Annotated in this window: 34 protein-coding genes; all 34 read left to right on the plus strand. The window is 40.8% G+C overall.

Annotated elements, in window-relative coordinates; all coding sequences use genetic code 11:
• Positions 1-161: 161 nt before the first annotated feature.
• The 34 genes from HT679_RS10635 to HT679_RS10800 all read left to right on the plus strand — a co-directional run bounded on the left by HT679_RS10635 (position 162) and on the right by HT679_RS10800 (position 25,199).
• On the plus strand, positions 162-1,025 hold the full coding sequence (locus tag HT679_RS10635) for a prohibitin family protein (protein ID WP_173214531.1): 864 nt from the start codon (positions 162-164) through the stop codon (positions 1,023-1,025).
• A 77-nt stretch (positions 1,026-1,102) separates the two neighbouring features.
• Positions 1,103-1,564, plus strand: a complete 462-nt coding sequence (locus HT679_RS10640; protein WP_173214533.1) for a DUF1492 domain-containing protein — start codon at positions 1,103-1,105, stop codon at positions 1,562-1,564.
• 1,314 nt (positions 1,565-2,878) lie between these two features.
• The gene (gene terS, locus HT679_RS10645; RefSeq protein ID WP_173214535.1) at positions 2,879-3,562 is read left to right on the plus strand and encodes a phage terminase small subunit; all 684 of its coding nucleotides are present in this window, start codon (positions 2,879-2,881) and stop codon (positions 3,560-3,562) included.
• A 47-nt stretch (positions 3,563-3,609) separates the two neighbouring features.
• The gene (locus HT679_RS10650) at positions 3,610-4,824 is read left to right on the plus strand and encodes a PBSX family phage terminase large subunit (RefSeq protein ID WP_345890113.1); all 1,215 of its coding nucleotides are present in this window, start codon (positions 3,610-3,612) and stop codon (positions 4,822-4,824) included.
• Entirely contained in the window at positions 4,815-6,230 is a 1,416-nt protein-coding gene (locus HT679_RS10655) for a phage portal protein (protein ID WP_173214539.1), read from the plus strand. Before HT679_RS10650 ends, HT679_RS10655 begins: the two co-directional genes overlap by 10 nt.
• Entirely contained in the window at positions 6,211-7,764 is a 1,554-nt protein-coding gene (locus HT679_RS10660) for a minor capsid protein (RefSeq protein ID WP_173214541.1), read from the plus strand. Before HT679_RS10655 ends, HT679_RS10660 begins: the two co-directional genes overlap by 20 nt.
• Complete coding sequence (locus HT679_RS10665) at positions 7,757-7,936, plus strand: CPCC family cysteine-rich protein (RefSeq protein ID WP_223335869.1); 180 nt, start codon at positions 7,757-7,759, stop codon at positions 7,934-7,936. Before HT679_RS10660 ends, HT679_RS10665 begins: the two co-directional genes overlap by 8 nt.
• Before the next feature lie 54 nt (positions 7,937-7,990).
• Positions 7,991-8,278 (plus strand): hypothetical protein, encoded by a 288-nt coding sequence (locus HT679_RS10670; protein ID WP_173214543.1) that lies wholly within the window; start codon positions 7,991-7,993, stop codon positions 8,276-8,278.
• Positions 8,279-8,563: 285 nt separating this feature from the next.
• Complete coding sequence (locus HT679_RS10675) at positions 8,564-9,145, plus strand: phage scaffolding protein (protein WP_173214546.1); 582 nt, start codon at positions 8,564-8,566, stop codon at positions 9,143-9,145.
• Positions 9,145-10,137 carry a major capsid protein gene (locus HT679_RS10680; RefSeq protein WP_173214548.1) on the plus strand — a complete coding sequence of 331 codons (993 nt, stop codon included), beginning with the start codon at positions 9,145-9,147 and terminating at the stop codon, positions 10,135-10,137. Before HT679_RS10675 ends, HT679_RS10680 begins: the two co-directional genes overlap by 1 nt.
• A 15-nt stretch (positions 10,138-10,152) precedes the next feature.
• Positions 10,153-10,548: a hypothetical protein gene (locus HT679_RS10685; protein WP_023948059.1), complete on the plus strand. Its 396-nt coding sequence runs from the start codon at positions 10,153-10,155 to the stop codon at positions 10,546-10,548.
• Entirely contained in the window at positions 10,545-10,901 is a 357-nt protein-coding gene (locus tag HT679_RS10690; protein ID WP_023948061.1) for a hypothetical protein, read from the plus strand. The genes HT679_RS10685 and HT679_RS10690 overlap by 4 nt, the downstream gene beginning before the upstream one ends.
• Positions 10,898-11,389, plus strand: a complete 492-nt coding sequence (locus HT679_RS10695; protein WP_173214550.1) for an HK97 gp10 family phage protein — start codon at positions 10,898-10,900, stop codon at positions 11,387-11,389. Before HT679_RS10690 ends, HT679_RS10695 begins: the two co-directional genes overlap by 4 nt.
• The gene (locus HT679_RS10700; RefSeq protein WP_015973663.1) at positions 11,379-11,795 is read left to right on the plus strand and encodes a DUF6838 family protein; all 417 of its coding nucleotides are present in this window, start codon (positions 11,379-11,381) and stop codon (positions 11,793-11,795) included. The genes HT679_RS10695 and HT679_RS10700 overlap by 11 nt, the downstream gene beginning before the upstream one ends.
• Positions 11,788-11,958: a hypothetical protein gene (locus HT679_RS10705; protein ID WP_023948067.1), complete on the plus strand. Its 171-nt coding sequence runs from the start codon at positions 11,788-11,790 to the stop codon at positions 11,956-11,958. Before HT679_RS10700 ends, HT679_RS10705 begins: the two co-directional genes overlap by 8 nt.
• On the plus strand, positions 11,958-13,271 hold the full coding sequence (locus tag HT679_RS10710; RefSeq protein WP_173214552.1) for a phage tail sheath family protein: 1,314 nt from the start codon (positions 11,958-11,960) through the stop codon (positions 13,269-13,271). Before HT679_RS10705 ends, HT679_RS10710 begins: the two co-directional genes overlap by 1 nt.
• Positions 13,272-13,284: 13 nt before the next feature.
• Complete coding sequence (locus tag HT679_RS10715; protein WP_173214554.1) at positions 13,285-13,749, plus strand: phage tail tube protein; 465 nt, start codon at positions 13,285-13,287, stop codon at positions 13,747-13,749.
• 15 nt (positions 13,750-13,764) lie between these two features.
• Complete coding sequence (locus tag HT679_RS10720; RefSeq protein ID WP_023948071.1) at positions 13,765-14,169, plus strand: phage portal protein; 405 nt, start codon at positions 13,765-13,767, stop codon at positions 14,167-14,169.
• 194 nt (positions 14,170-14,363) lie between these two features.
• A complete protein-coding gene (locus HT679_RS10725; protein ID WP_173214556.1) occupies positions 14,364-16,649 on the plus strand; it encodes a tape measure protein in 2,286 nt (761 codons plus the stop codon).
• Between the two features lie 13 nt (positions 16,650-16,662).
• Positions 16,663-17,355: a phage baseplate protein gene (locus tag HT679_RS10730; protein WP_173214558.1), complete on the plus strand. Its 693-nt coding sequence runs from the start codon at positions 16,663-16,665 to the stop codon at positions 17,353-17,355.
• Positions 17,352-18,320, plus strand: coding sequence for a hypothetical protein (locus tag HT679_RS10735; RefSeq protein ID WP_173214560.1), 969 nt, complete (start codon positions 17,352-17,354; stop codon positions 18,318-18,320). The genes HT679_RS10730 and HT679_RS10735 overlap by 4 nt, the downstream gene beginning before the upstream one ends.
• Positions 18,321-18,331: 11 nt before the next feature.
• On the plus strand, positions 18,332-18,622 hold the full coding sequence (locus HT679_RS10740) for a DUF2577 domain-containing protein (protein WP_173214562.1): 291 nt from the start codon (positions 18,332-18,334) through the stop codon (positions 18,620-18,622).
• A 2-nt stretch (positions 18,623-18,624) separates the two neighbouring features.
• Positions 18,625-19,017, plus strand: a complete 393-nt coding sequence (locus HT679_RS10745; RefSeq protein WP_023948079.1) for a DUF2634 domain-containing protein — start codon at positions 18,625-18,627, stop codon at positions 19,015-19,017.
• Positions 19,007-20,134 (plus strand): baseplate J/gp47 family protein, encoded by a 1,128-nt coding sequence (locus HT679_RS10750; RefSeq protein WP_173214564.1) that lies wholly within the window; start codon positions 19,007-19,009, stop codon positions 20,132-20,134. The genes HT679_RS10745 and HT679_RS10750 overlap by 11 nt, the downstream gene beginning before the upstream one ends.
• Positions 20,134-20,727, plus strand: a complete 594-nt coding sequence (locus tag HT679_RS10755) for a putative phage tail protein (protein ID WP_112445267.1) — start codon at positions 20,134-20,136, stop codon at positions 20,725-20,727. The genes HT679_RS10750 and HT679_RS10755 overlap by 1 nt, the downstream gene beginning before the upstream one ends.
• Positions 20,720-20,995, plus strand: coding sequence for a hypothetical protein (locus HT679_RS10760; protein WP_173214566.1), 276 nt, complete (start codon positions 20,720-20,722; stop codon positions 20,993-20,995). The genes HT679_RS10755 and HT679_RS10760 overlap by 8 nt, the downstream gene beginning before the upstream one ends.
• Positions 20,988-21,533 (plus strand): hypothetical protein, encoded by a 546-nt coding sequence (locus HT679_RS10765; protein WP_173214568.1) that lies wholly within the window; start codon positions 20,988-20,990, stop codon positions 21,531-21,533. Before HT679_RS10760 ends, HT679_RS10765 begins: the two co-directional genes overlap by 8 nt.
• 1 nt (position 21,534) lies before the next feature.
• Positions 21,535-21,933 (plus strand): hypothetical protein, encoded by a 399-nt coding sequence (locus HT679_RS10770; RefSeq protein WP_173214570.1) that lies wholly within the window; start codon positions 21,535-21,537, stop codon positions 21,931-21,933.
• Between the two features lie 8 nt (positions 21,934-21,941).
• On the plus strand, positions 21,942-22,349 hold the full coding sequence (locus HT679_RS10775) for a hypothetical protein (protein ID WP_173214572.1): 408 nt from the start codon (positions 21,942-21,944) through the stop codon (positions 22,347-22,349).
• A gap of 12 nt (positions 22,350-22,361) precedes the next feature.
• Positions 22,362-23,087: a hypothetical protein gene (locus tag HT679_RS10780; RefSeq protein ID WP_173214574.1), complete on the plus strand. Its 726-nt coding sequence runs from the start codon at positions 22,362-22,364 to the stop codon at positions 23,085-23,087.
• A gap of 48 nt (positions 23,088-23,135) precedes the next feature.
• Positions 23,136-23,543, plus strand: a complete 408-nt coding sequence (locus tag HT679_RS10785) for a hypothetical protein (protein WP_142761066.1) — start codon at positions 23,136-23,138, stop codon at positions 23,541-23,543.
• A 13-nt stretch (positions 23,544-23,556) separates the two neighbouring features.
• On the plus strand, positions 23,557-24,042 hold the full coding sequence (locus tag HT679_RS10790; RefSeq protein ID WP_173214576.1) for a hypothetical protein: 486 nt from the start codon (positions 23,557-23,559) through the stop codon (positions 24,040-24,042).
• A gap of 6 nt (positions 24,043-24,048) precedes the next feature.
• Positions 24,049-24,369, plus strand: a complete 321-nt coding sequence (locus tag HT679_RS10795; protein ID WP_173214578.1) for a hypothetical protein — start codon at positions 24,049-24,051, stop codon at positions 24,367-24,369.
• 5 nt (positions 24,370-24,374) lie between these two features.
• A complete protein-coding gene (locus HT679_RS10800) occupies positions 24,375-25,199 on the plus strand; it encodes a collagen-like protein (protein WP_173214580.1) in 825 nt (274 codons plus the stop codon).
• Positions 25,200-25,229 lie beyond the last annotated feature (30 nt).

Below are 25,229 nucleotides of genomic sequence, written 5' to 3' on the forward strand. Positions count from 1 at the left end.
GGGAACAATCATCAATGTTGACAGGATAAAGCGCAGTATCACAGTTGAGGGTATTGAATTAGGCTCAGATTGTCGTGCTTTAGTATCTAAACACAAAGATGGTACAGGTACAATAACACTAGTTTTTGATGGGAAAATAATTTAAAAAAGGAGTAAAAACAATGTTTACACAATATAATCACGAAACAGGAAAAACAACACTTACAAAACTTGCTAAAGGCGGTATCATTACAGTTGCAGCTGTTGCTTCACTTGGTATTTTTCGCCTCACAGCCGTGAAGCGTATCCCGGCTAATACAGTTGGGGTTAAGGTTAGCGCAATTGGAGGTGTTCAAGAAAATACCCTGCAAACAGGATATCATCTAAAAATGCCATTTATTGACAAAGTCTACACCTTATCTACGTCTGTTCAAACAAAAACAATGGAGAAAATCACGACTCAGACAAAAGACGGTCAATGGTTAAATACTAATATCGATGTGAAATATCGAGTCAATAAAGAAAAGGCTATGACAGTCTTCTCTAATTACACAGACTTAGAAAATGTGAATAATAGTGTAGTATCTCCTGCTGTTCAGCGTGCTATTGAATCTGTAACAGGAAATTATGACATTTACGATATTCTCGGTAATAAGCGTACAGAAGTTTACGAAATGATTGACAAGGCTCTCAAGGAAAAATTTGAGTCTTATGATCTAGAGTTTGTTTCTTTTACAATTACAGATCAAGACGCTGGAGATGAAATTGAAGCAGCAATCAAAAATGAATCGGTCAAACAAAAAGAAATCGATACAGCTAAACAAGAACAGGAAAAGGCTAAAGTTGAAGCTGATACTAAAAAAGTTCAAGCTCAAGCAGAAGCAGATGCAGGTATCATCAAAGCAGAAGGCGAAGCCAAGGCCAACAAAGCTAAGTCAGACTCAATCACAGATAATCTTATCCGGATGAAAGAAGCAGAAGCCAGAGAGAAGCATGGCTGGGTCACTGTTAACGGTGCAGGTAGTGTGATCACGAATAAAGAATAAAATAAAAAAGCCAAGGCACTCTCTGCCTCAGCTAATAGTTCTCGCAAAGACTATTATACCACAAAAGGAGATAGAGAGTGAACAAGGCTAAAGAGCTATTGAAAGAATTACAAGACCTTGACATGGACATCCAAAGCCGTATAGATGAAATCAATGAGCTTGAGGCAGGTTTGCTCTCAAGTCCTAAGTGGTCAGGTGTCAAAGTCCAAGGTGGACAGACTAGAAAAGTTGATGATGTCTATACTCAGCTGGTAGTGATGAAAGAGGCTATAGAGCAGGATACTAAAGAGGTTATTAACAGAAAACTTGAATTAGGTAGAATGATCAATAGGCTTAAAAATCCAAAACATAGAACTATTTTGAGAAAAACCTACATCAATAAGATGTACGTTGATGACATCTGTAACAGCATGGGGGGCATGAGTTCCCCTACTTACTACCGTTTAAAGAAACAGGCATTAAAGGAGCTTAATATTATTCTTTCGGAATTGATAGTAAATGATAGTAACTGTACAGGCATGAAGTCTAAAATCTGTTAGAATGGTAGTGTCAAGAATTGAAAAGAGAGGTCTCAGATCCCTCCCTCTATTTCGTTCATTGACGTCTCCTTTATATTTATTATATTTTTCCGAGGTTTCGGCCTCGTTTTGGCGGTGACAGGTAAGTGGTTTCTCTTCTATGTTTCCTTCGGTTCGATTCCGGGCATCGCCGTTTGAGTGTTTGTGTCTCAGAATGGGGTAGGCAGTAGGCTTAGCATTCATATATCACTCATTAACTTAAAAATGGTTGCAGTAGCGACTGAACCTTGCATGGTTGCGTAGCTAATTATATTCCGGATAAGTTATAAGCTAGAGGGTTTGATTCCCTCAGAGGTTGTAAAGACTACAAAAAATAAAAAAAGGAAAACTTTCAAATTGATTACTAATTAACATGCAAGGTAGTAGTCGCTTTGCATTTTTAGGGCTTAGCCTAGATAATCTGTGGTAACTCAGGAAAAGGATGTTTTTAAATCTATCAAACATCCTGCCAGTAATGGTCAATCTAAGCAATTTAATCTTAACTATTTCAGTTTTGGAATAGGTAGGCGAAGTTAAAGCAGAGAGATTCCAACGGCAAGGTGCTGAGGAAATGCAAACGTGGCAGTTTGGCTGTGAAACGAGTCTATAAGAGGAAAGAGGTATTTGGTTCGAGGTGCAACAAGAGCTTAATACCATATCTTACAAAAATTGGGTGCCTCCCAAAAGTATGTAAGGTGAGTCGATTGTCCGCAAAACAATCGATAACAAGCAGGCGCTGTGCATTTTGTTCTTCAAAAGAGAATGAAACACATGACGATGCGTGTCTGTGATAGATGAAAAGATGATTTTTATATTTTAAAAGCTATTCAAGATAGAAAAAACTCAAAAAAAGCAAAAGTCATCGCCCGTCACAAACGAAAGTGTACTTCGGCAATTAGATTGCCTGCTCAAGTCTCGCAAGGATAAGAGTAAAGTCAAAGAGTAAAGCAGCTTAGACTTTTAGCGGGGTCTTCGTTAATTGAAAAATGGCTTAGTAGTTTGTGATGTAAGGAGTGATTGGTCTAACCAATCGTGCATGAGTGATACAAGTAGGAATATTTGTGGACAAGATAATAAACAATAAGTTATCAAAAGTCACTCGCTTAAAGCAGTAGTCTCGTGCTGGCTAATGGATATATGGTAGACGGATTAAGTCCTGTTTAGGGAATTGAGACGTCACAGGTTCGAATCCTGTCGTTCCAATTGCGATTTTAATTCGCAGTGAGAGGTCTTGAAAAGGTCACACATCGTGTGGCTTTTTTTGATTTACAAAATAAACAAATCAGGGAGGAGGGAATGGAAAAAAGCGAACTAGCACGCAAAGACTATGAGGCAGGAATGAAGTACAAAGACATTGCTACTAAACATGATGTCTCAATCAACACAGTCAAATCATGGCAACGTAGGCACAATTGGACTCGTATAAAAAAGGGTGCACCCAAAAATCCAAGAGGTGCACCCAAAGGGAATAAGAACGCAGTTGGTCATGGAGCGCCTAAAGGCTCGCAAAATGCCCTTAAACACGGCCTGTTTGCTAAGTATCTACCGCAAGGAGTGCATGAGATATACGAGCAACTGGCAGATAAGCAACCAATTGATATTCTTTGGGAGAACATTCAGCTAACCTATGCTAATCTTTTGCATGCCCAGCGCATTCTGTACGTTAAGGATGTTGAGGATACTACCACTATGCTTATTGCGAGCACAGCCAAAGGCGGAGAAAGCTATGAAGTTCACACTGCTTGGGATAAACAAGGTAAGGCATTAGCTGCAATTGCAAGAATACAGTCAGAACTTAGAAATATGATTAAAACATATGATGAATTGACTCGCTCAAGCCTTGCTACAGAGGAGCAGAGATTGAGAATTGAGATTCTGAAATCTAAACTACCTGACAATGAACCTGAGAACGTTCATGACGATGGTTTTATCAAAGCATTAGAAGGGATAGTCGAAGAAACGTGGCGAGAAGAAAAATAAAGACCAGTACATTCGAATTCCAACCTTTTAGCAGAAAGCAGAATAAGGTGCTAAGTTGGTGGCTTTGGAACTCTCCGGTCCATGAATCGGAAGGTGTCATTGCTGATGGTGCTATCCGTTCGGGTAAGACTGTCTCTATGAGTCTAGCGTTTGTCATCTGGGCGATGACATCATTCAACCATCAGAACTTTGCGATGTGTGGTAAGACAATTGGCTCTTTTAATCGTAACGTTTTGAAACTGTTGTTGGTTATGATACAGTCAAGAGGTTTTAGCTATGTCTATCATCGGACGGATAACTTGATAGAAATCACAAAAGGCGACGTGTCGAATGATTTTTATATCTTTGGTGGTAAGGACGAGAGCTCACAGGATCTTATTCAAGGTTTAACGCTGGCAGGTATCTTTTTCGATGAAGTAGCGCTTATGCCTGAGTCGTTTGTTAACCAAGGTACAGGACGGTGTTCTGTGACAGGATCGAAGTGGTGGTTCAACTGCAACCCAGACGGGCCTTATCATTGGTTTAAAGTCAATTGGATAGACAAAACAGAAACAAAGAATATGCTTTATCTGCATTTTGATATGGACGACAACCTTTCTCTTTCAGAGAACATCAAGAAGCGTTACAGAAGTCAATATCAAGGTGTTTTCTATCAGCGGTATATCCAAGGTCTTTGGACGGTTGCAGAAGGTATTGTCTACGATATGTTCAGTAAGGATAAGCATGTTGTATCAACCTTGCCAGAAATGAGCAAGCTGGGCAAATATGTTTCGGTTGACTACGGTACGCAGAATGCGACCGTTTTTCTTTTGTGGGAAAAAGATATCAACGGCAAGTATTACTTAACAAGGGAATATTATTACTCAGGTCGTGACGAGAACGTGCAGAAAACTAATGCTGAGTACGCTGATGATCTAACTGCTTGGCTAGGAGATACGAACATCGAACGAATCATTATTGACCCGTCTGCTGCTTCATTCATTGCTGAATTGAAGAAGCGAGGATATAGAATCAAAAAAGCTAGAAATAATGTCCTTGAAGGTATTCGTTTTGTTGGGTCTATGCTAGGCCAAGAGAAAATAGCAGTACATGAGAGTTGTGTGAATACGCTGAAAGAGTTCCACGCTTATGTCTGGGACGAGAAAGCCTCTGCGAATGGCGAGGACAAGCCCATCAAACAGTTCGACCACGCAATGGACGCCCTGCGTTATTTCTGCTATACAGTATTATTCAAGTCAGGAGGTATGACTGTTTGGAAATAGAAGTAATTAAAAAAATAATCTCGTCGCAGATGGTTAAGCACGGAAAGTTTGTCACGCAAGCAAGTGAAGCCGAGAAATACTATCGTAACGAGAATGATATTAAACGGAAGCGTAAGCCTGCCGATAAGAAAGGTGCTGAGAATGAAGCGAAAGCAGAAGATAATGCGTTTCGTAATGCTGACAACCGTATTAGTCACAACTGGCACCAGTTATTGCTTGACCAGAAAAAGGCTTATGCGTTGACCTATCCGCCTACATTCGATGTGGACGATAAAAGCGTCAACGATAAGATTGTAGACGTCCTAGGAGACGATTATGAACGTATCAGCAAGCAACTTTGTGTGAATGCAGGGAACGCTGGCATCGCTTGGCTTCATGTTTGGAAAGATGCTGATGATAACTCATTTAGATATGCTTGCGTGGACTCAAAAGAAGTAATACCAATCTACTCAAAGTCTTTGGATAAGAAGTTGATTGGGGTACTGCGAGTTTACTCTAGTATTGATGAAACAGATGGTAAGAATTACACTGTTTACGAATATTGGAATGACAAAGAGTGCTCTTTCTATCGTCATGAAAAAGAAAAGCCACTGGAAGAATTAGAGTCATTCCAAGCAATCTTTTTGGTTGATACCATGAATGGAGACCAGTCTAGTGATAATAGTTTTAAACATGATTTTGGTCTTGTTCCTTTTATTCCGTTTAGAAATAACGAAATAGAAACTAATGACTTGAAACCAATCAAAGACCTGGTTGATGTTTATGACAAGGTCTTTAGTGGGTTCGTCAATGATACAGACGATGTCCAAGAGGTTATCTTTGTCCTTACAAACTACGGTGGGCAGGACAAGCAAGAGTTTCTAGAAGATTTGAAACGCTACAAGATGATTAAGATGGATAACGACGGTATGGGAGACCAGTCAGGAGTTACAACCATTGCGATTGACATTCCAACCGAAGCAAGAAATCTGATTTTAGAGCGAACTAAGAAACAAATCTTTATTAGTGGCCAAGGGGTTAACCCTGAAACAGATAAGCTGGGGAACAGTTCTGGTGTTGCTTTGAAGTTCCTTTACTCTCTTTTAGAGTTAAAAGCTGGAAACATGGAAACTCAGTTCAGGAGTGGATATGCCACGCTTGTTAAGATGATCTTGAAACATCTAGGGTTATCCGATAAACTCAAAATCAAGCAAACATGGACACGGAACTCAATCAATAACGACACAGAAATGGCTCAAGTAGTTTCTACTCTTGCAACTATCACATCAAGAGAGAATGTAGCTAAATCGAATCCAATTGTAGAAGATTGGCAGGATGAACTACGCTTGCAGAAAGCTGAACAAGAGGAACGCCCTGAAAAAGCCTACGATATGGAAGAGTTAGAGCATGAGTCGGAAGCTGAATAAAGAAGAGAAAATAGCCTTTATCGAATCCCTTGACGACCTTAACCGAGAAGAGAAAGACAGATTGCTATATGAGCTGGCTCAGATTGACGACCTCAGCGAGATAATAGACTACATCGATAATTTATACCACCGAACACTAAAACGCATTACGGGGCGTTTAGAGGCGTTTGAGAGGGTATCTAAAAATCGTAGTGACACATTGCCATTTTATCTGTTATCCCTGACTAAGGCTGACCAATTAAAAACCAAGCAAGAGATCGCAGGTTTTGTTAAGAAACATCCTGATTTAACAGAGTGGTCAAGGTCAATAAAGGTCAAAACAAATGCAGATGCCTTGTTTGCTGGTGTTGAGATGGATATCGCTGAAATGACTGGTAAAATCAACAAGCGAATAGAAACACATCTCAAGCAAACCTACCAAGAAACCTACTTAAATCGTGCTTACAACTACCATAAGCAGACCAAAAGAGAACCGAATTTCAAGCCTGAGCGTCTAGAAGAAGAGTATCTTCAAAAGGCAATCAAGGAAAACTTCAAAGGTAAGCGGTTCTCTGAGCGTGTTTGGGGCAGCAATATGGATGAACTGGTTAGTAGAGTAGAGTCGCTTGTAACCAATGATTTAAACCGAGGCTATCCGATAGACCAGTCCAGTAAGCTTCTAGCAATTGAGTTCGAACGTGCTCGTAATCGTGCGGTTACTGTTTTGCAGACGGAAACGAACGGTATTCAGGCTCAGGCAACGTTAGATGAATACCAAGACGATAATGTTAAGAAGTACAGGTATCTAGCGACCTTAGAAGTTCACACATGCCCTATTTGTGGCGAGTTGGATGGTAAGGTATTTCTTGTTAAGGATGCAGAGAAAGGTGTAAATTACCCGACCATGCACCCTCACTGTCGATGTACGACGGTTCCTGCCTTAGAAAAAGGTGGGAAACGCTATGCAAGAGATATTGAAACAGGAAAAGGCTACGAGGTAGATAGTGGTCAGACCTTCAAGGATTGGCGAAAGCAGCAGCTTGATAAGTATGGTCAGACTGCCATCAAAGACAAGCTACAAGCTGAAAGATTGGAAAAGGACAGAGTCCGCAGAACCAAGGAGCAGTTCATAGCTTACAGGAAGGTTTTAGGCTCTCAAAATATGCCCAAAACATTTGCAGGCTTCTATGATTTGAAGTATAATGATGCTGAGGGATATAAGGATCTAAAAGACCGCATCAGATGGGCAAAGTCCAAGTTTCCTACTGAGAAATCTTTAAATGGACATTTCGAAAGTCATGGGAAAGAGTTCGGAGCGGAAAGCCCTGAAGAATATCAACAATTGGCTAGAAATTTATTATCTTCTGTTGTCTCTAAAAATATTATAGGTTATGATACTGGAGAAAGAAGAGTTCGATTTAATCGAGAAACGGGGACAATTGCGATTGGGAAAAGAAATGCCTCAGGAAAAGCGAGAATAACAACTATGTTTAAGCCAGATGATGGAGAGGAATATTACCATGACGACTATAAAAAAGAATATAATAATGATTGACGGATGGGAACATGTGCATTGCCCCGTATGTGGAAATTTAGTAGAAACTTATGATATTTGTGATGTTTGTCATTGGCAAAATACGGGAGCATTTAATATTGATGGCGGTCCTAATAAAATGACACTTGCGGAGGCTAAAGAAGCTTACGCAAAAGGTTTACCGATTAGATAAAAAAGCACCTAGAGAAATCTAAGTGCTTTTTTCGTGCCCAGAAAGGAAATTTTAATGAACAAGTATAAAAAATTGATAGAATTGATTGAAGATAACGGACTTGAGATACAATCGAATAAATGTTATGATCCACAGAGCGCTTGGACTGGAAAACATTTGTGGATTGTTGATAAGAAAAAACAAAATAAAATTTTTGATTTATCGGGTAATGGCTATTGTTTTGACGACAAATCGGTCGATAAAGCCATTGAAGAAGTTGAAAAGTATTTGTCTCTTAAAAACATGAATACTTTTGATGCTTTCAAAGAATGGGTGGAAAAGAATGCTAAGCCTCAAAAATGATGCTTAGAAAGGAGTAAATACATGTTTATATGGGATTGGGTATCAATCGCTTTTGGGTGGTTGGTATTTCTGTTTTTAATTCTGTTTATCATAGCATTTGTAAAACAAGTAATCAAAGAAATTAAAAAATAATCTAACCGCATCGAAAACGAGGCGGTTTTCTTATGCCCTGAACATGGCTTTAAAAGGTTCAACTATTGGACAAGTCCGTAGTCCTAACAAAAGCGGAGCGACTGGTGATGGAGAACACCTAAAAAGCCTAGCGTAGAGGAAAGGATTTTCAAAATGAAAAAAGAACAACTAGCAAACATCGGCTTAACTGAAGACCAAATTTCTCAAGTCTTCGCTTTGCATGGTGCGGATATCCAAAAGTTAAAGGATGATGTGGCAAGTAAAGATAGCGAATTGGAGAGCGTGCGTGGACAGCTGACACAACGTGACAAAGACTTGAATGATTTGAAGAAAAAAGGCGCAGATGTTGAAGACATTCAGCAAAAGCTAGAGGACTTACAAGCTAAGTACAAACAAGATACAGAAGCGCTTGAGATGAAACTAGCAGACGAGAATAAATCTCGCTTAATCGATGCTGAATTAACAAAAGCTGGCGTTCGAGACGCAGAAATTTTTGAGAAAATCTTAAACAAAGACGAAATCTCTGTAAAAGATGGCAAATTGATTGGCTTAACTGAGCAAATCGAGGCTCAGCGTGCTAAGAGTCCATATCTCTTTAACGGGGAGAAACAGGCCCAATACACGCCAAATCAAGGCGATGGGCAAGGTGCTAATTTAGGGAATTGGGAAAATGCTATGAGCAATCCTAACTTTAACCTAACTCAATTTTTAGAACAACAAGGAGAAAATAACTAATGGCTAATGAAATTACAAAAATTCTAGACACGATTACACCTCAACAGTACAATGCCTACATGCAACAGTACACTGCTGCTAAATCTGCTTTTGTACAAAGTGGTATCGCAGTATCAGATGAGCGTGTCTCTAAAAACATTACATCTGGTGGTCTGTTGGTCAACATGCCTTTCTGGAATGACCTTACTGGTGATTCTGAAGTTCTTGGCAATGGCGACAAAGCCCTAGAAACTGGAAAAATCACTGCTGGAGCAGACATTGCCTGCGTTCTTTATCGTGGACGTGGTTGGGCTGCCAACGAATTGACTGGTATCGTAGCTGGTTCTGACCCAGTCCGTGCTATCTTGAACCGTATCGGTGCTTACTGGTTGCGTGAAGACCAAAAAGCCTTGATTGCTACCTTGAATGGTATTTTTGCTACTGGAACAGGTGGTGAGAAAGGTGCGCTTGAAGAAACTCACGTATCAGACCAATCCAAAGCATCTACTGGTATCGATGCAGCTATGGTACTTGACGCCAAACAATTGCTTGGAGATTCTGCTGATCAAGTTACTGCGATTGCTATGCACTCAGCGGTTTATACAAAACTACAAAAAGATAACTTGATTCAATACATCCAGCCAACAACTGCGACTATCAACATTCCAACCTACCTTGGTTACCGTGTCATTATCGATGATGGCATTAAACCGACAGGAGATGTATATACTTCATATCTTTTCCGCACAGGTTCAATCGGTCTTAACACAGGAAATCCATCAGGATTGACTACATTTGAAACTTCTCGTGAAGCTGCTAAAGGTAACGACATGATTTACACTCGTCGCGCCCTTGTTATGCACCCTTACGGCGTGAAATGGACTGGCGCAGAAGTGGACGCTGGAAACATCACTCCATCAAACGCTGACTTGGCTAAATTCAAGAACTGGCAACGTGTTTACGAGCCTAAGAACATCGGTATTATCGCTCTGAAACACAAAATTGGCAAATAGATTGGGTAACAGAATATGATTCAAGAATTGAAACAAGACAACACAATGTACTTGATCTCATGCGTTCGGAAAATGCGTCAGGATAATTATTTCAAAGATATGGAAGTTCTTCACTACGCTTTGACCCAAGCAGAAAACGAGATTTTGAATTATATTCACCAAGACAGTGTGCCTGGACGTTTAGAGAACGTATGGATAGACATGACCAACGACTTACTGGACAAGGTCAAGGAGCAAAGCGTGCTTGCTGAAAAAGCAGACGCAGATGACTTTTCGGTCAAGAGTATCAAAATGGGTGATACGACAATCGAGAAGGTTAGTCCTTATGAAATGATTCAACGAATGAAACAAGTGCCGTCATCACTTGACCGCTATAAGCGTCAGTTGAATCGTTTCAGGAAACTACTATGACCGAGTATGCTAAGACAGTCTTTGATTGCTTGTATGACTGTAAAATGACGGTAAAAGGTTATGAAGAGCAAGAGATAGACGGTTTGACCAGTATGTCAGAAAGCGTGCTATTAGAGGACATTCCTTGCAGGATTTCGCAAATGAGTAATAGTTCAACGAACGGGAGCGACTATCAAGCAAATGGCTATGATATGAAGCTCTTTTGCTCAGTTGTCTATGATATCCCTGCAGGTTGCAAGATTGAGGTGACTGATAGAAATGGGCACGTTAAAGTGTTTACACGTTCTAATGTGCCTATTGGTCAGTATTGGTCACATCAAGAAATTGCTATAAAGCTAGAGGGCAAATCATGAGTGGCAGTTTTGATTATCGTAGTTTCGCTAAGTTCGCTAACAACTTCAACAGGAATGCGAATCATGCGAAAGTAGACCGATTTATGAGACAGACCTTGAATTACGAAGGTACAGAACTAAAATCCAAAGTAAAAGAGAGAACGCCTGTCGGTGTTTATACGGATCATTGGGTGGAGTTCACAACCAAAGATGGCAAACACGTCAAATTTTGGGCAAGTGCTCATGGCAAACAAGGCGGAACCTTGCAAAAAAGCTGGTCCAAAAGCCGTATTGAAGTATCTGGACGGACTTATAAGCAGAAAGTTTATAACAAGGTCTACTATGCCCCACACGTTGAGTACGGGCATAAGACAGTCAATGGTGGCTTTGTTCCAGGGCAATTTTTCCTTCATAAAACGGTTGAAGATACTAAAAGCGATATGGAAAATCGTGTCCGTGATAAGTATGATGGCTTTATGAGAAAGGTAGTGTTAGGAAATGGCAAATAAAGGCTTTCGGTTAGTCGAGGAGTTAGTTAGTCACATCAAGGGGTTATATCCTGACATCAGGATTTATCTGGATGAAGTGGAGCAAGGTTTTAAAGAGCCTTGTTTTTTTATCCATGTTGTTGATACGAAGTACACTCCAGAAGCCAATAAATATGTGAAAGTACGTTCTAAAGTGGATTTGTCTTATTTTCCTCCTAAGAAAAAGCGTAGCGAGTGTTTAGCAATGCAGGAAGAATTGAGTTATAAACTCTTACACTTGCCGACGATTCATTTATTTGACCGTCAGTATGAAGTGGTTGACAACGTTCTGCATTGTATTTTTAACGCAAGCACACGCTTGAAGTTAGAAGAGGAAGATATCAAACAACGTGAATTGAAAGTGAAAGAAGAGGTAAAAGATGGATAATGTAGATGGAATTGTGTTCCCTACTGCGGACATTTTGGAAAGTAGCGCTTTTACCAACGGAGAAAAAGACATTTTGGGGGCTATTTTAGATCCAGAAGAGTCTTATAGTTTGGAAGAAGCAAGAGCAAAACTAGAATACGAACTAGGAAGGAAGATTAACTAATGGCAGGTGGAATTTGGAAACGCCAAAATAAAGTAAGACCAGGTGCTTACATCAACGTCAAATCAAAAGACATTGCAATGACACGCCTTGGCGGTGATGGTGTCGTAACAGTGCCGCTAGCACTCAGCTTCGGTGAGTCAAAGAAATTGATGAAAATCCGACGTGGCGAAGACCTATTTAAAAAGCTAGGGTATGAGCAAGAAAGCCCACAACTCTTGTTGCTAAATGAAGCATTCAAGCGTGTGAGTGAAGTCTTGCTTTATCGTTTGAATACAGGCGAAAAGTCAAACGTAAGCCTTTCGGACAACGTAACGGCTCAAGCTAAATATAGTGGTGTCCGTGGGAATGACATCACAGTAACAGTCAAAACAAACGTAGACGACCCAAGTTCATTTGATGTTGTCACATTCCTTGATACGGTAGTGATGGACTCACAAACTGTAAAAGTCTTGGCTGATTTGAAAAACAATGATCTAGTTGAATTTTCAGGAACTGGCGAACTGCAAGCAGTGGCTGGTGCTAAATTGACTGGCGGTACTGACGGTGCAGTCTCAACTCAAGACTACTCAGAATACTTCAAGGCGCTTGAAACAGTTGAATTTAACTATATGGCCTTGCCAGTAGAAGACGCTTCTATCAAGAAGGCAGCTATCAACTTCATCAAACGTATGCGTGAAGATGAAGGACTTGGCGCTCAATTGGTTGTTGCAGACTCTGACGCTGACAGTGAAGCAGTCATCAACGTTAAAAACGGTGTTATCTTGTCTGATAAGACAGTTATCGATAAGACTAAAGCGACTGTTTGGGTTGCAGCTGCAAGCGCAAATGCTGGTGTCGAGAAATCATTGACTTATGAGAAGTATGAAGATTCTGTTGATGTTGTGGGTCGTTTGAGCCATACAGAGACGATTGCTGCTCTTCAAAAAGGACATTTTGTGTTCACAAACAAACGTGACAGAGCTGTTGTTGAAAAGGATATCAACTCACTTGTAACTATCACGTCAGAAAATAATCAAGACTTCCAAAAAAACCGTATTCTTCGTACTTTGGACGATATCGTGAACGATACTCGTTATGCTTTCTCTGAGTATTTCCTTGGTAAAGTAAGCAACAACGAAGATGGACGTCAAGCGTTTAAAGCGAATCGTATTCGTTACTTCAAAGACCTTGAGGCTCGTGGTGCTATTGAAGACTTCAAAGTGGAAGACATTGAAGTACTACGAGGTGAGTTGAAAGAGTCTGTAGTGGTTAACGTTAAAGTGAAACCAGTGGACAGCATGGAAAAACTGTACATGACAGTTACAGTAGAGTAGGAAAGGAGACAGTATGGCTTTTTTAAAAGGTCGTGACGTAATCAGCGGTCAGGAAGGTACCGCTTTTATTCACATCGACGGAAGAAATGAGTTCATGTTCTATATCAAGGAACTTGAAGCGACAGTTAAGAAAAACAAAGAAGAAGTCCGCACCCTTAACAAACGTGGTACGCATGTAAAAGCGACTGGTTTCAAGGGAGAAGGTAAGATGACCATCTATGGTGTCACTTCAACATTCAAGGAAATGATGTTGGACTACATGAAGAATGGTCGGGATACATTCTTTGATATCCAAGTGACCAATGACGATGCGACAAGTTCAATCGGTCGCCAAACAACTATCTTGCGTGAATGTAACCTTGATGAAGTTGTGATGGGTCAACTAAAAGTTGAGGAAGATTTCTTGGAAGAAGAAGTCAACTTTACTTTTGAAGATGTGGATATCTTGGAAAAATTTAATGCGCCTAAATTAGGTTAGAAAGAGGATAAATAAATGGCAATTTCAGACTTTTTACTAGAAAACGTTCAGCAGGAAGAAACTAAGGAAGTACACCTTAAGCGTTTCAAATCTCCTTTTGTCATTCGAAGTATTGACGAAAGTCTAAACGATACATTGAAGAAACGTGCGACAATAAAGAAGAAAAACCGTCAAGGTGTGGCTATTCCTGAGTTCAACAACGATAAGTACATTGACTCTTTGATGTCTGCCTGCGTTGTTACGCCAGACTTGAAAGATGCTCAACTACAAGAGTCTTATCGTACTGTTGGGGATGAAGCAGCAACTTTGAAAGCTATGTTGAAGATTGGGGAATATGCTACCCTAATGCAAGAAATCCAGTCGCTTAACGGCTTTGATGAAGACATAAATGATCTTGTTGAAGAAGCAAAAAACGACTAGAGGACGGGGACGCAGAGTTGAGTTATGCTTACTACTGTTTGCATCAATTCAACTGGACTCCGTCCTTTTTGGATAGCTTATCTAAACGTGAGAAAGCCTTGATTTTTGCCTTTATCGATATCCGAGTAGAGGCAGAAGAAAAGGAACACAAAGAGATGGAAAGAAAAAGCAGAGGAAGGAGGAGACGGTAGAAGATGACTACATTAATGCAAACACTAGCGCTTAAAGATAAATTTTCTAATCCTTTGAACAATATTAATAACACAATCGATCGAACCATCGGAAAATTTGGCGATTTGGACAGACGTGTTAAGAAAATGACACAGACTGCAACGATTAAAGTTAAAGCAGATATGCCTAAGAATTTAACTGCACCCAAAGTTTCTAGCCCTGTCACTCCTAAACCTGTTGCTCCTAAAGCTACTAGTCCTGTAGCGCCTAAAATGGCGACACCTATCGCTCCTAAACTTCCTTCGGCTGGGCCTCTTGTTGGTGGTTTAGGTGTTGCTACATCCATGCTTGGTCGAATGACTTCTATTTCTCGCGCTTTGAATTTCATGGTTGCTATTCAAGCCTTGAGGCAAATGGCTAATTTAATGAGTGGTCTGATTAAGTCAGGCGATGATTATATTCAGACCATGGCAAGGCTTAAGACAATAGAAGACGGCTCTAAGACAGGCCAAGAACTTCAAGATAGTATCATGGCAGCGGCACAACGCTCAAGGACGGGCTTCGGTATCATGGCAGACTCAGTGGCTAAACTACGCTCACAAGCTGGAGAAGCCTTTAAAAGCAATGATGAAGCTATTGCATTCGCTGAACAGTTGAACAAGCTGTATAAAATCGGTGGTGCTAGTTTAGAGCAACAAAAAGCAGGGACACTTCAAATCACACAGGCGCTTGCTTCAGGAGTTCTTCGTGGTGATGAGTTCAACTCTATGATGGAGAACGCTCCGCTTGTTGCCCAAAAACTAGCTAGACATCTTGGTGTCAGCGTTGGTCAACTGAGGGGAATGGCTAAAGATGGCCAACTAACTGGAGATATCCTTAAGAGTGCCTTGCTTGGTTCAGCAGTTGAAACAAACGCTGAATTTGCGAAAATGCCGATGACCTTTGCCGACATGATGACACAGGTTGGTAACGTTGCTTCATACGCATTTCAGCCTTTAATTCAAGCATGGCAAGAGTTCATAAACAGTACCGCTGGACAAAACTTCATGGCAGGTTTAGAGACCGCTATGTTTGCGATTGGCCAGATAGCTTTATGGCTTTTTAATCTCTTTGTTGCAGGTTGGAACTGGGTTACTGAGAACATCAATATAGTCATGACTGCATTAACACTTCTTGCGGCAGTTGCTCTTATAGCAGGTGTTGCAATGTTTGTAGCGGGTTTGATGGCAGGAGCACCTTGGGCTTGGCTGATGCTGATACTGATAGGTGTAATTGGAATCGCGCTATTAATCGGTACAGCTCTAAACGCTATGGGGATTTCATTCTTAGACGTTGCAGCTGCTATCGTTGCAGCCTTTGTCTTTGTCGGAACGATTGTTTATGACATTATTATGTTCGTTATTAATCTTGTCATGTATATGATTGCACCGATTGTAAATTTCTTCATAGCCATTTACAACATTGGTGTAGCAATTGCAGAGTTTTTGAGAAATGTCTTTAAGCACCCGATTTATTCCATCAGAAAGTTATTTTATAATCTTATTCGAACTGTATTAGATTATTTTGCTTCGTTTGTTGATGGGGTAGTCAATGTAGCGCAATCTATCGGTAATGCTTTTATAGCCGGTGCCAATATGGCTATTAAAGCTATCAACTGGATCATTGACGCTTTAAATAAAATACCAGGAGTGAATCTAGGAAAAGTTGGCGAAATGGGCTACATGTCTAATGACGGTAGTTTTGCCAATGGTATTCGTGCGATGGGAGAGATGTTTAATCCAGGAGAGGCTCCTGATGATTATGAATCTTTTGACGGCATGCGTGCTAATATGATGACTCCAGGCGGTTTGTGGGATGGGATGAAAAATCCTTTCTCAACTGCTGGTAATGCTTTTAGTGGTACTAAGGCTTTTGGTCAAGGTGTTGGTGATGCCATGCAAGGCTTCGCTGATAAGATGAAAGGTCAAGACGAACTTGCTTCTAAATTTGACCAAATGAACCAAACACCAGCAGGAGCAGGTGCTCCTTCTGGTGGTGCTGGTGGTCTTGGTGACAAGCTAGGCAAAGGCAAGAACATTGGTAACGTCGGTAAGATTGAAGATGAAGTCAAGCTGAAAGACGAAGATATCAAGATGATGCGTGATGTTGCAGAACGTAAGTACATCATTGATTACCAAGTTTTAACACCTCAAGTTAGTGTTAAATATGAGTCTAAAAATAGTGCTACTGAACAGGATATCGACGATTTGGTTGACAGAATTGAAGAAAAGATTGTCGGTTTGGTCGATAGCGACCTAGGAATTGCGTAGGAGGTAGAAAGAAATGGCGATTGGTATTTTCGTAGAGTACAAAGGTCAAGTCACACAACTTCCTGTCAATCCAGAAGAGCTAAAAACGAAGAATAGCGCCAATAACGAGTCAACGACTAGTATTGCGCTAGGAGAAATAACCCAGATGAGTTTTCCTAAACTCTCTGAGGTTACTTTCACTTCATTCTTCCCTAGAGACACTTTCCGCTCTTATGTCCTGAATAAATCAGGAACGCCTGAAACCTATGTCCGACTCTTAAAGAAAATCATGGACGGGAAAGAACCTTGTCGCTTGATTATCTCTGGCGTGGGTATCAATATGCTTGCGACAGTTGAGAGTTTTGAGCAACAAAGAAAAGCTGGTATTCATGAGGATGTTTACTACGACATCACTTTCAAAGAGTACAAGATGGCCAAGGCTCGGTTTGTAAAAATCGAAAAGAAGGTATCAGAGGAGAAGAAAGCTAGTCAACCTCAGAAAGAGCAAGCCCCTTCGACTAAGAAAGAAGTGACTATCGGTGCAAAGGTGCTTGTTAATGGGCAACTTCATAGAGATAGTTATGGAGAAGGCCCGGGTCAAACTGAGTCAAACGCAACTAGATTTGTCAATTATATCAATATGAAAGGGTCGCATCCTTATCACGTTACCATGCTGGATGGCGGTTGGCGTGGTTGGGTTACTGCTGATTCGGTGCAAGTCCTATGATGGAATTTCTAATTCAAGATGTGAATGACGGTAAAGTCTTTGATATCACTGAGTTGGTCGGAGGTGTCAAATGGGAAACCAGTATTGATTTTCAGCCGGGAAAACTTGAGTTTGATATGATTATAGACTCGCAGGTTGCTTGTAACTTTGGGGATGTTATCCGCTTCAAGGTGGATGATAAGGGCATTTTTTACGGCAAAGTTTTCAAGAAAAAGCGGAAATCAGCTAAGAAATGGTCGGTTACTGCTTATGACAGAATGAGGTACCTGAAAAACACCGACACAATCGTGTTTGAAGCCTCTAAAAGTCATGAAATCTTTAGTAAGATTTGCGAAATCTCAGAACTTGAGTACAAAGTTGTCGATGAGGGAAACTGGACGTGTCCTGAGAAAATCGAAGATAAGAAAACTTATTTTGCGATGATCCAGAACGCCTTGGACTTAACATTGATTCATGGTGGAATGTGGTACATCATCAGGGATAACTTTGGTACAGTCGAGCATATAGCCTTAAATTCGCTGATTACTGACTTAGTGATTGGTGATGATAGCGTAGCTACAGACTTTGACTATGAAGGCTCTATCGATGATAGTTTCAACTATGTGAAGCTGACTAAAGACAACAAACAGAGTAAAAAGCGTGAAGTTTACGTCGTGAAAGACTCTAAAAATGTTGCTCTTTGGGGCAAGTTGCAGTACCACGAAAAAGTGGATGAAAAGATGAATGAGAGTCAGATTCAACAAAAGGCTGAACTCTTATTGAAAGCTAAGAATCATCCTAAAAAGACTTTTAAAGTTCCTTGTTTAGGACATCTTGGAATCAGTGCAGGCAACAGTGTTGTGCTGGATTTTGCTGATTTAGAGTCCGAAGGGATTAAGAAGAACAGTCTTGGCATCATCTCTAAATGTACCCATAAGTGGGATAAGGTGCATACAATGGATTTAGAATTGAGGACGCTGGAATAATGGCAGGAGAGTTGTTAGCACGCCTTTTGGCGCAAGGAGTAGATGATGGGACAGACAGAACAGATATTGTTTTTGGCTCTGTCACATCTGTTTCTCCTCTCACAATCAAGGTTAATAATAAACTTGAAATCCCTGAGTCTTTTTTAGTTCTAAGTCCGATGGTTAAAGAACTACGTACCGGAGATACTGAAGGAGACAACAAGAGGTGGATTGTTTTTCGTGATCTTGAAGCAGGAGACAAAGTCTTAATGATTAAAGCCCAGAACGGGCAATTATACTACGTTTTACAAAGGATGGAGTGAAGATGGTAGATATACGAAACATTGAAGAAGTTGTTTTGCCATCCTACACTTATCAAGTGAAAAATGGCAGAATACACGGATATATTGACGGCTTAGAAGCCATGAGGCAAGCAGTTGAAAAGATTTTGCTTACAGAACGGTTTGAGTGGGTCATCTACTCTTCAAACTACGGAGTAGAATTAGAGCGCTTGATTGGAAAGCCTTATGATTTTGTCAAAGCTGACCTTGAGAGAACAATTTCTCAAGCCTTGTTAGTTGATACAAGAATTAAAAGTGTCCAAAATTTCTTCATCGAGCAACAAACCAAGGACAGTTTGCTTTGTGTCTTTGAAGTCCATACCATATCTGGTTTATTTAAAGTTGAAAAGGAGGTGACGCTGATTAATGATAGGTGATTTCTTAGAAAAATACACGTTTGATTATCTGATGAATGACGCTCTTTCTCGTGTCAATGAAAATATTGATACACGGGAAGGTTCTATCATCTATGACGCATTGGCGCCTGCTTGTTATGAGTTAGCTGGTTTTTATTTGCAGTTGAAAAATCTACTGCTAGATACATTTCCACAGACTGCTATTGGGCAATACCTAGACTACAAGGTGGAAGAGTTCGGTCTACATCGTTATCCGTCCAAGAAAGCGGTACGCTTTGCGGAGTTTAAAAACGAGAGAAAAGAAGGCGTACAAATCGCTTTAGGTTCTCGTTTTGCGACAATTGACGATGCTGCACTCATCTACAAGGTTGTTCGTGCAACAGATGTAGTAGGTAAGTATGAAGTAGAGTGTGAGACGACTGGAGTTGTCGGAAATCGCTACTATGGTAATATCTTACCCTTAGAGAACTACAGAAACCTCGCCACTGCAGTCTTAGGGGAAATCGTTACATCTGGCCAAGATGAAGAAACTGACGATGAATTGCGGAAGCGTTTCTTGATTTACGTCAATGAGAAACCGTTTGGCGGTAACTTCATCGAGTACATTCAGCGTGTCCGTGAAATTGACGGTGTTGGCGCAGTTCAGGTTTATCCAGTTTGGAATGGCTCAGGAACGGTTAAAGTAGTTGTTTTAGACAACGACTTAAACTTGGCATCTACCGAGACAATCAAGAAGGTGCAAAATGTTCTGGATCCACTAGAATATACTGGAAAAGGCGTTGGACTTGCTCCTATCAATCATCGTGTGACGGTTACGACTGCGACACGCTTCCCAATTGATATTGAGTTTAAACTTGAGTTGATGACAGGATATCAGCTAAATCAAGTGAAAGAACTGGTAGACAAGACACTAGACCAGTATTTCTTAGACTTGAGAAAGAACTGGGCGCAATACTCAGATGTCAACACCTACAGTATGAAAATCTATCGCTCGCAGTTAATGGCCAAGTTACTGACCATTACAGGTATCGCAAACGTTGATAAGATGAAATTGAATAACCGTGAAGCTGATTTAGCACTTGTTTTTACAGGACAATTACAACAATTGCCGTATAAAGGAACAGTGAGGACAGTTTAATGGTAAAAGAGGTAAACTTATCTGAATACGTTCCAGATTACTACGAGGGCGTCAAGGATATGAAAGAACTGGTTCGAGTTGAAAACGCTCTGTTTAAAGACGGGACTGTCTCATTAGAGCAGTTCATCAAGAACCAGTTTATTATGTATTGTGACGTTCCTACCTTAACAAAATTTGAAGAAGTCTACGGTATTGTTGCTCACGCCGACGATACGTTAGACTGGAGAAGAGAGCGTGTTTTGTTGCGGATCAATATGAGGCCACCATTTTCATGGTGGTTTTTAATTCGCAAATTAGACGACCTTTTTGGCAAAGGAAAGTACAAGGCTTCAGTAGATTTCGCTAATCAGGTTTTGCTGATTGAGTCTGGAGCAGAAACGAGCGGACTTTTCAGAGAATCGGTCATTTTTGTCAATGCAATCAAACCAGCAAATATGGGCTATACACATATCCCGACAGTAACTGAACGAGTCAAGCTGAAAGAACGGTTATTCAAGACTTCGGTAGATTTCGCTAGAGCAGGTTATGCAGTTGTAGGAGTGACACCTTTTGAATACGAAGGGCCACAAGAGGAGGTTTTATTCAATGATTAAAGAAACGTTACTAAATACAGTTACAGAAACCGTACTAGCTAAAATCAACAAAGCAAGATTGAATGACAATCAGATTATGACGATACAGAAACAACGAGAGCAACGTTTTGTTTTGATTGATTTCTTGGTACCAGACTCAATCAGAGAAATCAATAAGATTGAGTTGTTAGACGCTTCAAATGTACCACAGTCTGTCATTGATGTATACGTTCCGATTGAAACAACGACACGATTCAAATATAGACTGGAGGTGCTAACAGATGGCTAAAATCTGGAGGTCAAGAGATATTATCGGCGCTGAGGATGCGCAACGATGGGAAAACAAAGCCGACTTAAATCACAGGCACAAGGTTGCAGACATCGACGGTCTGCCTGAAAAAATTGACGAGTTCACCAGAAGTAAGGCTGAGAAAGTTGACCTAACTGGTCACATCAACAACCGAAACAATCCACATGGTGTCACTAAACAACAAGTGGGACTAGGGAATGTCACGAATGTTGAGCAAGCAAGTAAGCAAGATTTTAACAATCACACAACTAATCGCAACAATCCACATAGCGTTACGAAGCACCAAGTCGGTCTGGGTAACGTAGACAACGTCAGACAAGCAAGTTATGAGTCTGTAGAGGCTTTAAAGCGTGAGTTTCAGGAGCATGAAGATAGACTAAACGCTATTGAGTACATGTTCTTGCAGAATGACTTCACTGCACCAATTCGTACAGACGACGGTACAGAACATACCTTACTTGCGGATGAAAACGGCCGTGTGATTGTCGCTGATTGGAAATATATTATGGAGGTATAACATGGCAGTAATTAGTACACAGACGCGAAAAGTAACTGATTTGCCACAGGCTAATCAGGTCAACAACTCGGACAATATCATGATTCATGATGGACGTGGGTTGAAGAAAGTGTCTGTGCAGACTTTTAAAAACGGAGTGAGTCCAACTCCCGCAACAGCAACAGCTGGTTCAAACGGAGTTGTCCGACCTGACAACTCAACGATTACAGTCGACAATTCGGGTGTTTTGCGAGTAAACAGATCTGCACTTGGGATTCCAAGTACACCGTCTGAAGTGGTTGCAAATAAGCTGATTAACCAGAACGGAAATCAGCAAATGAAGTATTGGTATGGGTCTAAATCCCAGTATGAAGCAATCAGGACGAAAGACTCAAACACAATCTATGATGTGTATGAGTAGGTGATGCTATGGCTACAAGAGAAGGTATCTATGTTGGTGGCAAAGATATTGTCGAGCGATATGTGGGTGACAAACTTGTTTGGAGCAAGTGGATAAGAATCGGATCCGCTCGAAGTATAAATAGTCCTAGAAGTTTAAAATCAACAACTGTATCAATGGATATTAACAATTCATCAAGATTTATCAATCACCCTCGCTATGGAAGAGGAAAAACTAAAAAAGTAAAAATTGTTGATGAGAACAATAACAGTAATGTATTTTTTGCCAAGTTCGCTTTTATCGGCGATCGATATGAATCTGATGGTGCATATCTTTATGGACTAGGTGATCATTGTTTTATCGAATTTGAAACAGAAACAGATAAAAACGTATTTTTAAATAACAAATCGCAAAATTACACTTTTTATATTAGATAGGAGAAAATTAACATGGAATTTGTATTAGTAAATAAATTTTTTAGAGTTGGCAAGACGGAAGTCTCTATTCAATGTGACAAGCCGTTAACTTTTTTCACTCGTGAATTAGACGGTGACCGATTGGGCGACACGGATGAAACACTCATTGAAGCAATTAAAGATGTGCTACGAACTGAGTTAGACCCTACAAGCGCTATTGTACAAGCGCAAGCTAAACTGCAAGAAACTCAAGCTAAATTGGAGCAGAATGAACAGAAACTGGCTCAGACAGAGCAGAAAGCGACTCAAACAGAAGCGAAGCAGAATGATCTTGAAGCACTTGCAAATCGCATTAACAAAGTAGTGCGAGTGATGGCTCAAGATTCAATCATGGGTGAGAAAGTTTCTTACGGCACGACCTATAAAGAAATGGTTGAACTATTCCCTATTGCTGAAGTTGGAAAAGTTTATGAACCAGGTGCAATCTTTGCGGTCGAAGACCCTAACCACGCTGAAGTCTATGGAGAAGGTAAACGCATCCTGATTCAAACCAATCAGTCATTTACTTATCAAGGAGAAACCCTTGCTCAACTTGAAGGAACACCTTACCAGAATGGCGTACTAGCAACTTGGAAGTTTAATGTACCGAAAGCATCAAACGAGCCTACGACTGTTGCGCCAGCAACAGCAGTTTCTACAACAGCTACCGTAACTCCTGCAGTTTCAGAACCTTCTGCTACAACAGTTGCACCTAACTAATAACGGGGGGTAACTATGGACGTCTTACAACAGATAGAACATTTCTTCATGAACGTGCTACCATCGGCTTCACCGATTATTATCGCTTGGCTTAGCTACAAATTGCCGAAAAAAGCCAAAGAAGAGACGGAGAAAATCGTTTCGGAACTAACCGATGTTAAGAAACAGATTAAAGATGTCCAGACTACCGCTAAAGATAGCAATTCCAAAATCGACGAAGTGCAAGAAAAATTAAAAATTCACGATGAGGCGCATCTAAATACCATGAAGTTGCGCCTTGACCGTGATATGCGACGGGCTATTAACAGAGGATATACCTCTAGAGATGAATTCTCACTAGTAGAAAGTATGCACAAAAGCTATAAAACTCTAGGAGGCAATGGATACATAGATCGTTTATACTGCGATTTTGAGAAATTGGATATTACGACAGATATCTTAATAGATGATAGATAGAAAGAGGTTCAGAATGGGTTGTAACAAACGTAGAGTTAATACAACCAATTTGGCTCGAACTGATGGTGGCGACCTTATTAAGCAAGGGGATTTGTCTTCTACTTTTGGATTTGAATTGTTAGACGAGAATTACCGTGTTATGACCTCATTTGAGGGGCAAGAAGCGGTTGTTACTCTAACAAAGGGACAACGCAGGTGGAAGACAACCGCTCCCGTCACTAGCCATTCTGTCAATTTTAATTTAGATAGTATTCTACCGAGCGGAAAGTACCGAGTAGAAATCTCGGTTGGAGGGTATATCTTCCCAAGCGATCGAGATACTTATATTGAAATTGAAGACTCAGATAAAGAATTGGTTACGGAAGAAGTCCATGCTTTAAAAGAGCTGGATATTGCAAAAGAAGTCGAAAAACAGCTTGCAGGTAGAACTGTAGGCGAGAGCCCAGCAGGTCATGAATTGCCAGACCTGCTCTTTTATTACAATTTAGGAAAGGTGTAACACAAAATGGATACTACAAAATTAACAGCATTCGCGCAGGCAGTGGGGGAAGATAACAAAAAGGTAAACGAAGAGCTGAAAACGAAAGTCAGCACGTCTGACATGAACCAAGCAATTACCCGTGCTAAATCCGAGGTTAAGGCTGAAATCTTGGGTGAGGGAACGCCTGAAAATCTTGATACGTTGAAAGAAATCGCAGAAAAAATCACGAGCATGGGGCAAGACGAAAACGGCGCACTTCTTGGCAAAGTAACTGAAGTCAGCGGACGTGTAGACCAGATTGCCAATGTTGATTTGGTCGCAACCTATAACGCAGCGAAAGCGTGAGTGCTATGAGTAACCTTGAAAATCTAGCAACAGCTATTGGTAGGGATGTCAAGGCGATCAAAGAAGATTCAGAGTTAAAGGATAGGGAAGTCCAGGAAAGACTGGACTCTCTTGAGAGTAGACCGAGAGTCAATCCAGAAACCCTCGTTACAAAAGCGGAGCTGGAAGAGAAAGGCTACTTGACCTCCCACCAAGACTTGTCTACTTATGCCCAAAAATGGGAGTTGTACAATGATATCCCCATCAAGGCTAGGATTTCCGCCTTGGAAAATCGCCCGTCATTTGACAATCTGACCTCCAGTCAGAGAGAAAGCTTAAAAGGGGAAAATGGGCATAGCTTAAATGCCAATGTACGTATCGAAGGAAGCTATCGAAACGGTGCGACTAGTCAGTTGAATTTGATCGCGGACGTCTACTATGACGGGACACGGTTAACCAGTGGCTATACTCTTGATTATTACTACCGTGGTTTTGGCAATAATAGCTGGGGTGTTTTGAGAAATCAAACGCCTGATGCAAATGGTAAATTTGGTCAGTGGAATGCTACTCAGCGCTCTGGTGGCTGGTTTGAGGTCTACATAGTTGTAACGCACAACGGCATTAAAGCAGCTGCTAGCACACGTCTTGATAATGTCAGTGACGGTGCAACAGGTCCAGCTGGTGCACGAGGCGCTGATGGCGCTAGAGGACGTGACGGAGCGCCCGGCCAAAACATCATCAACCAAAACGGTGGGCAAGCCTTGAAATATTGGGTTGGTACAAAGGCTCAATATGAAGCTATCAGAACGAAAGACCCCCATACTATCTATGATGTGTATGAACCAAAATAGAAAGGAAACAACATATGACACAATTTAACG

Source organism: Streptococcus sp. 4886 (assembly GCF_013276485.1).
In the GTDB taxonomy this organism is placed as follows: Bacteria; Bacillota; Bacilli; order Lactobacillales; family Streptococcaceae; genus Streptococcus.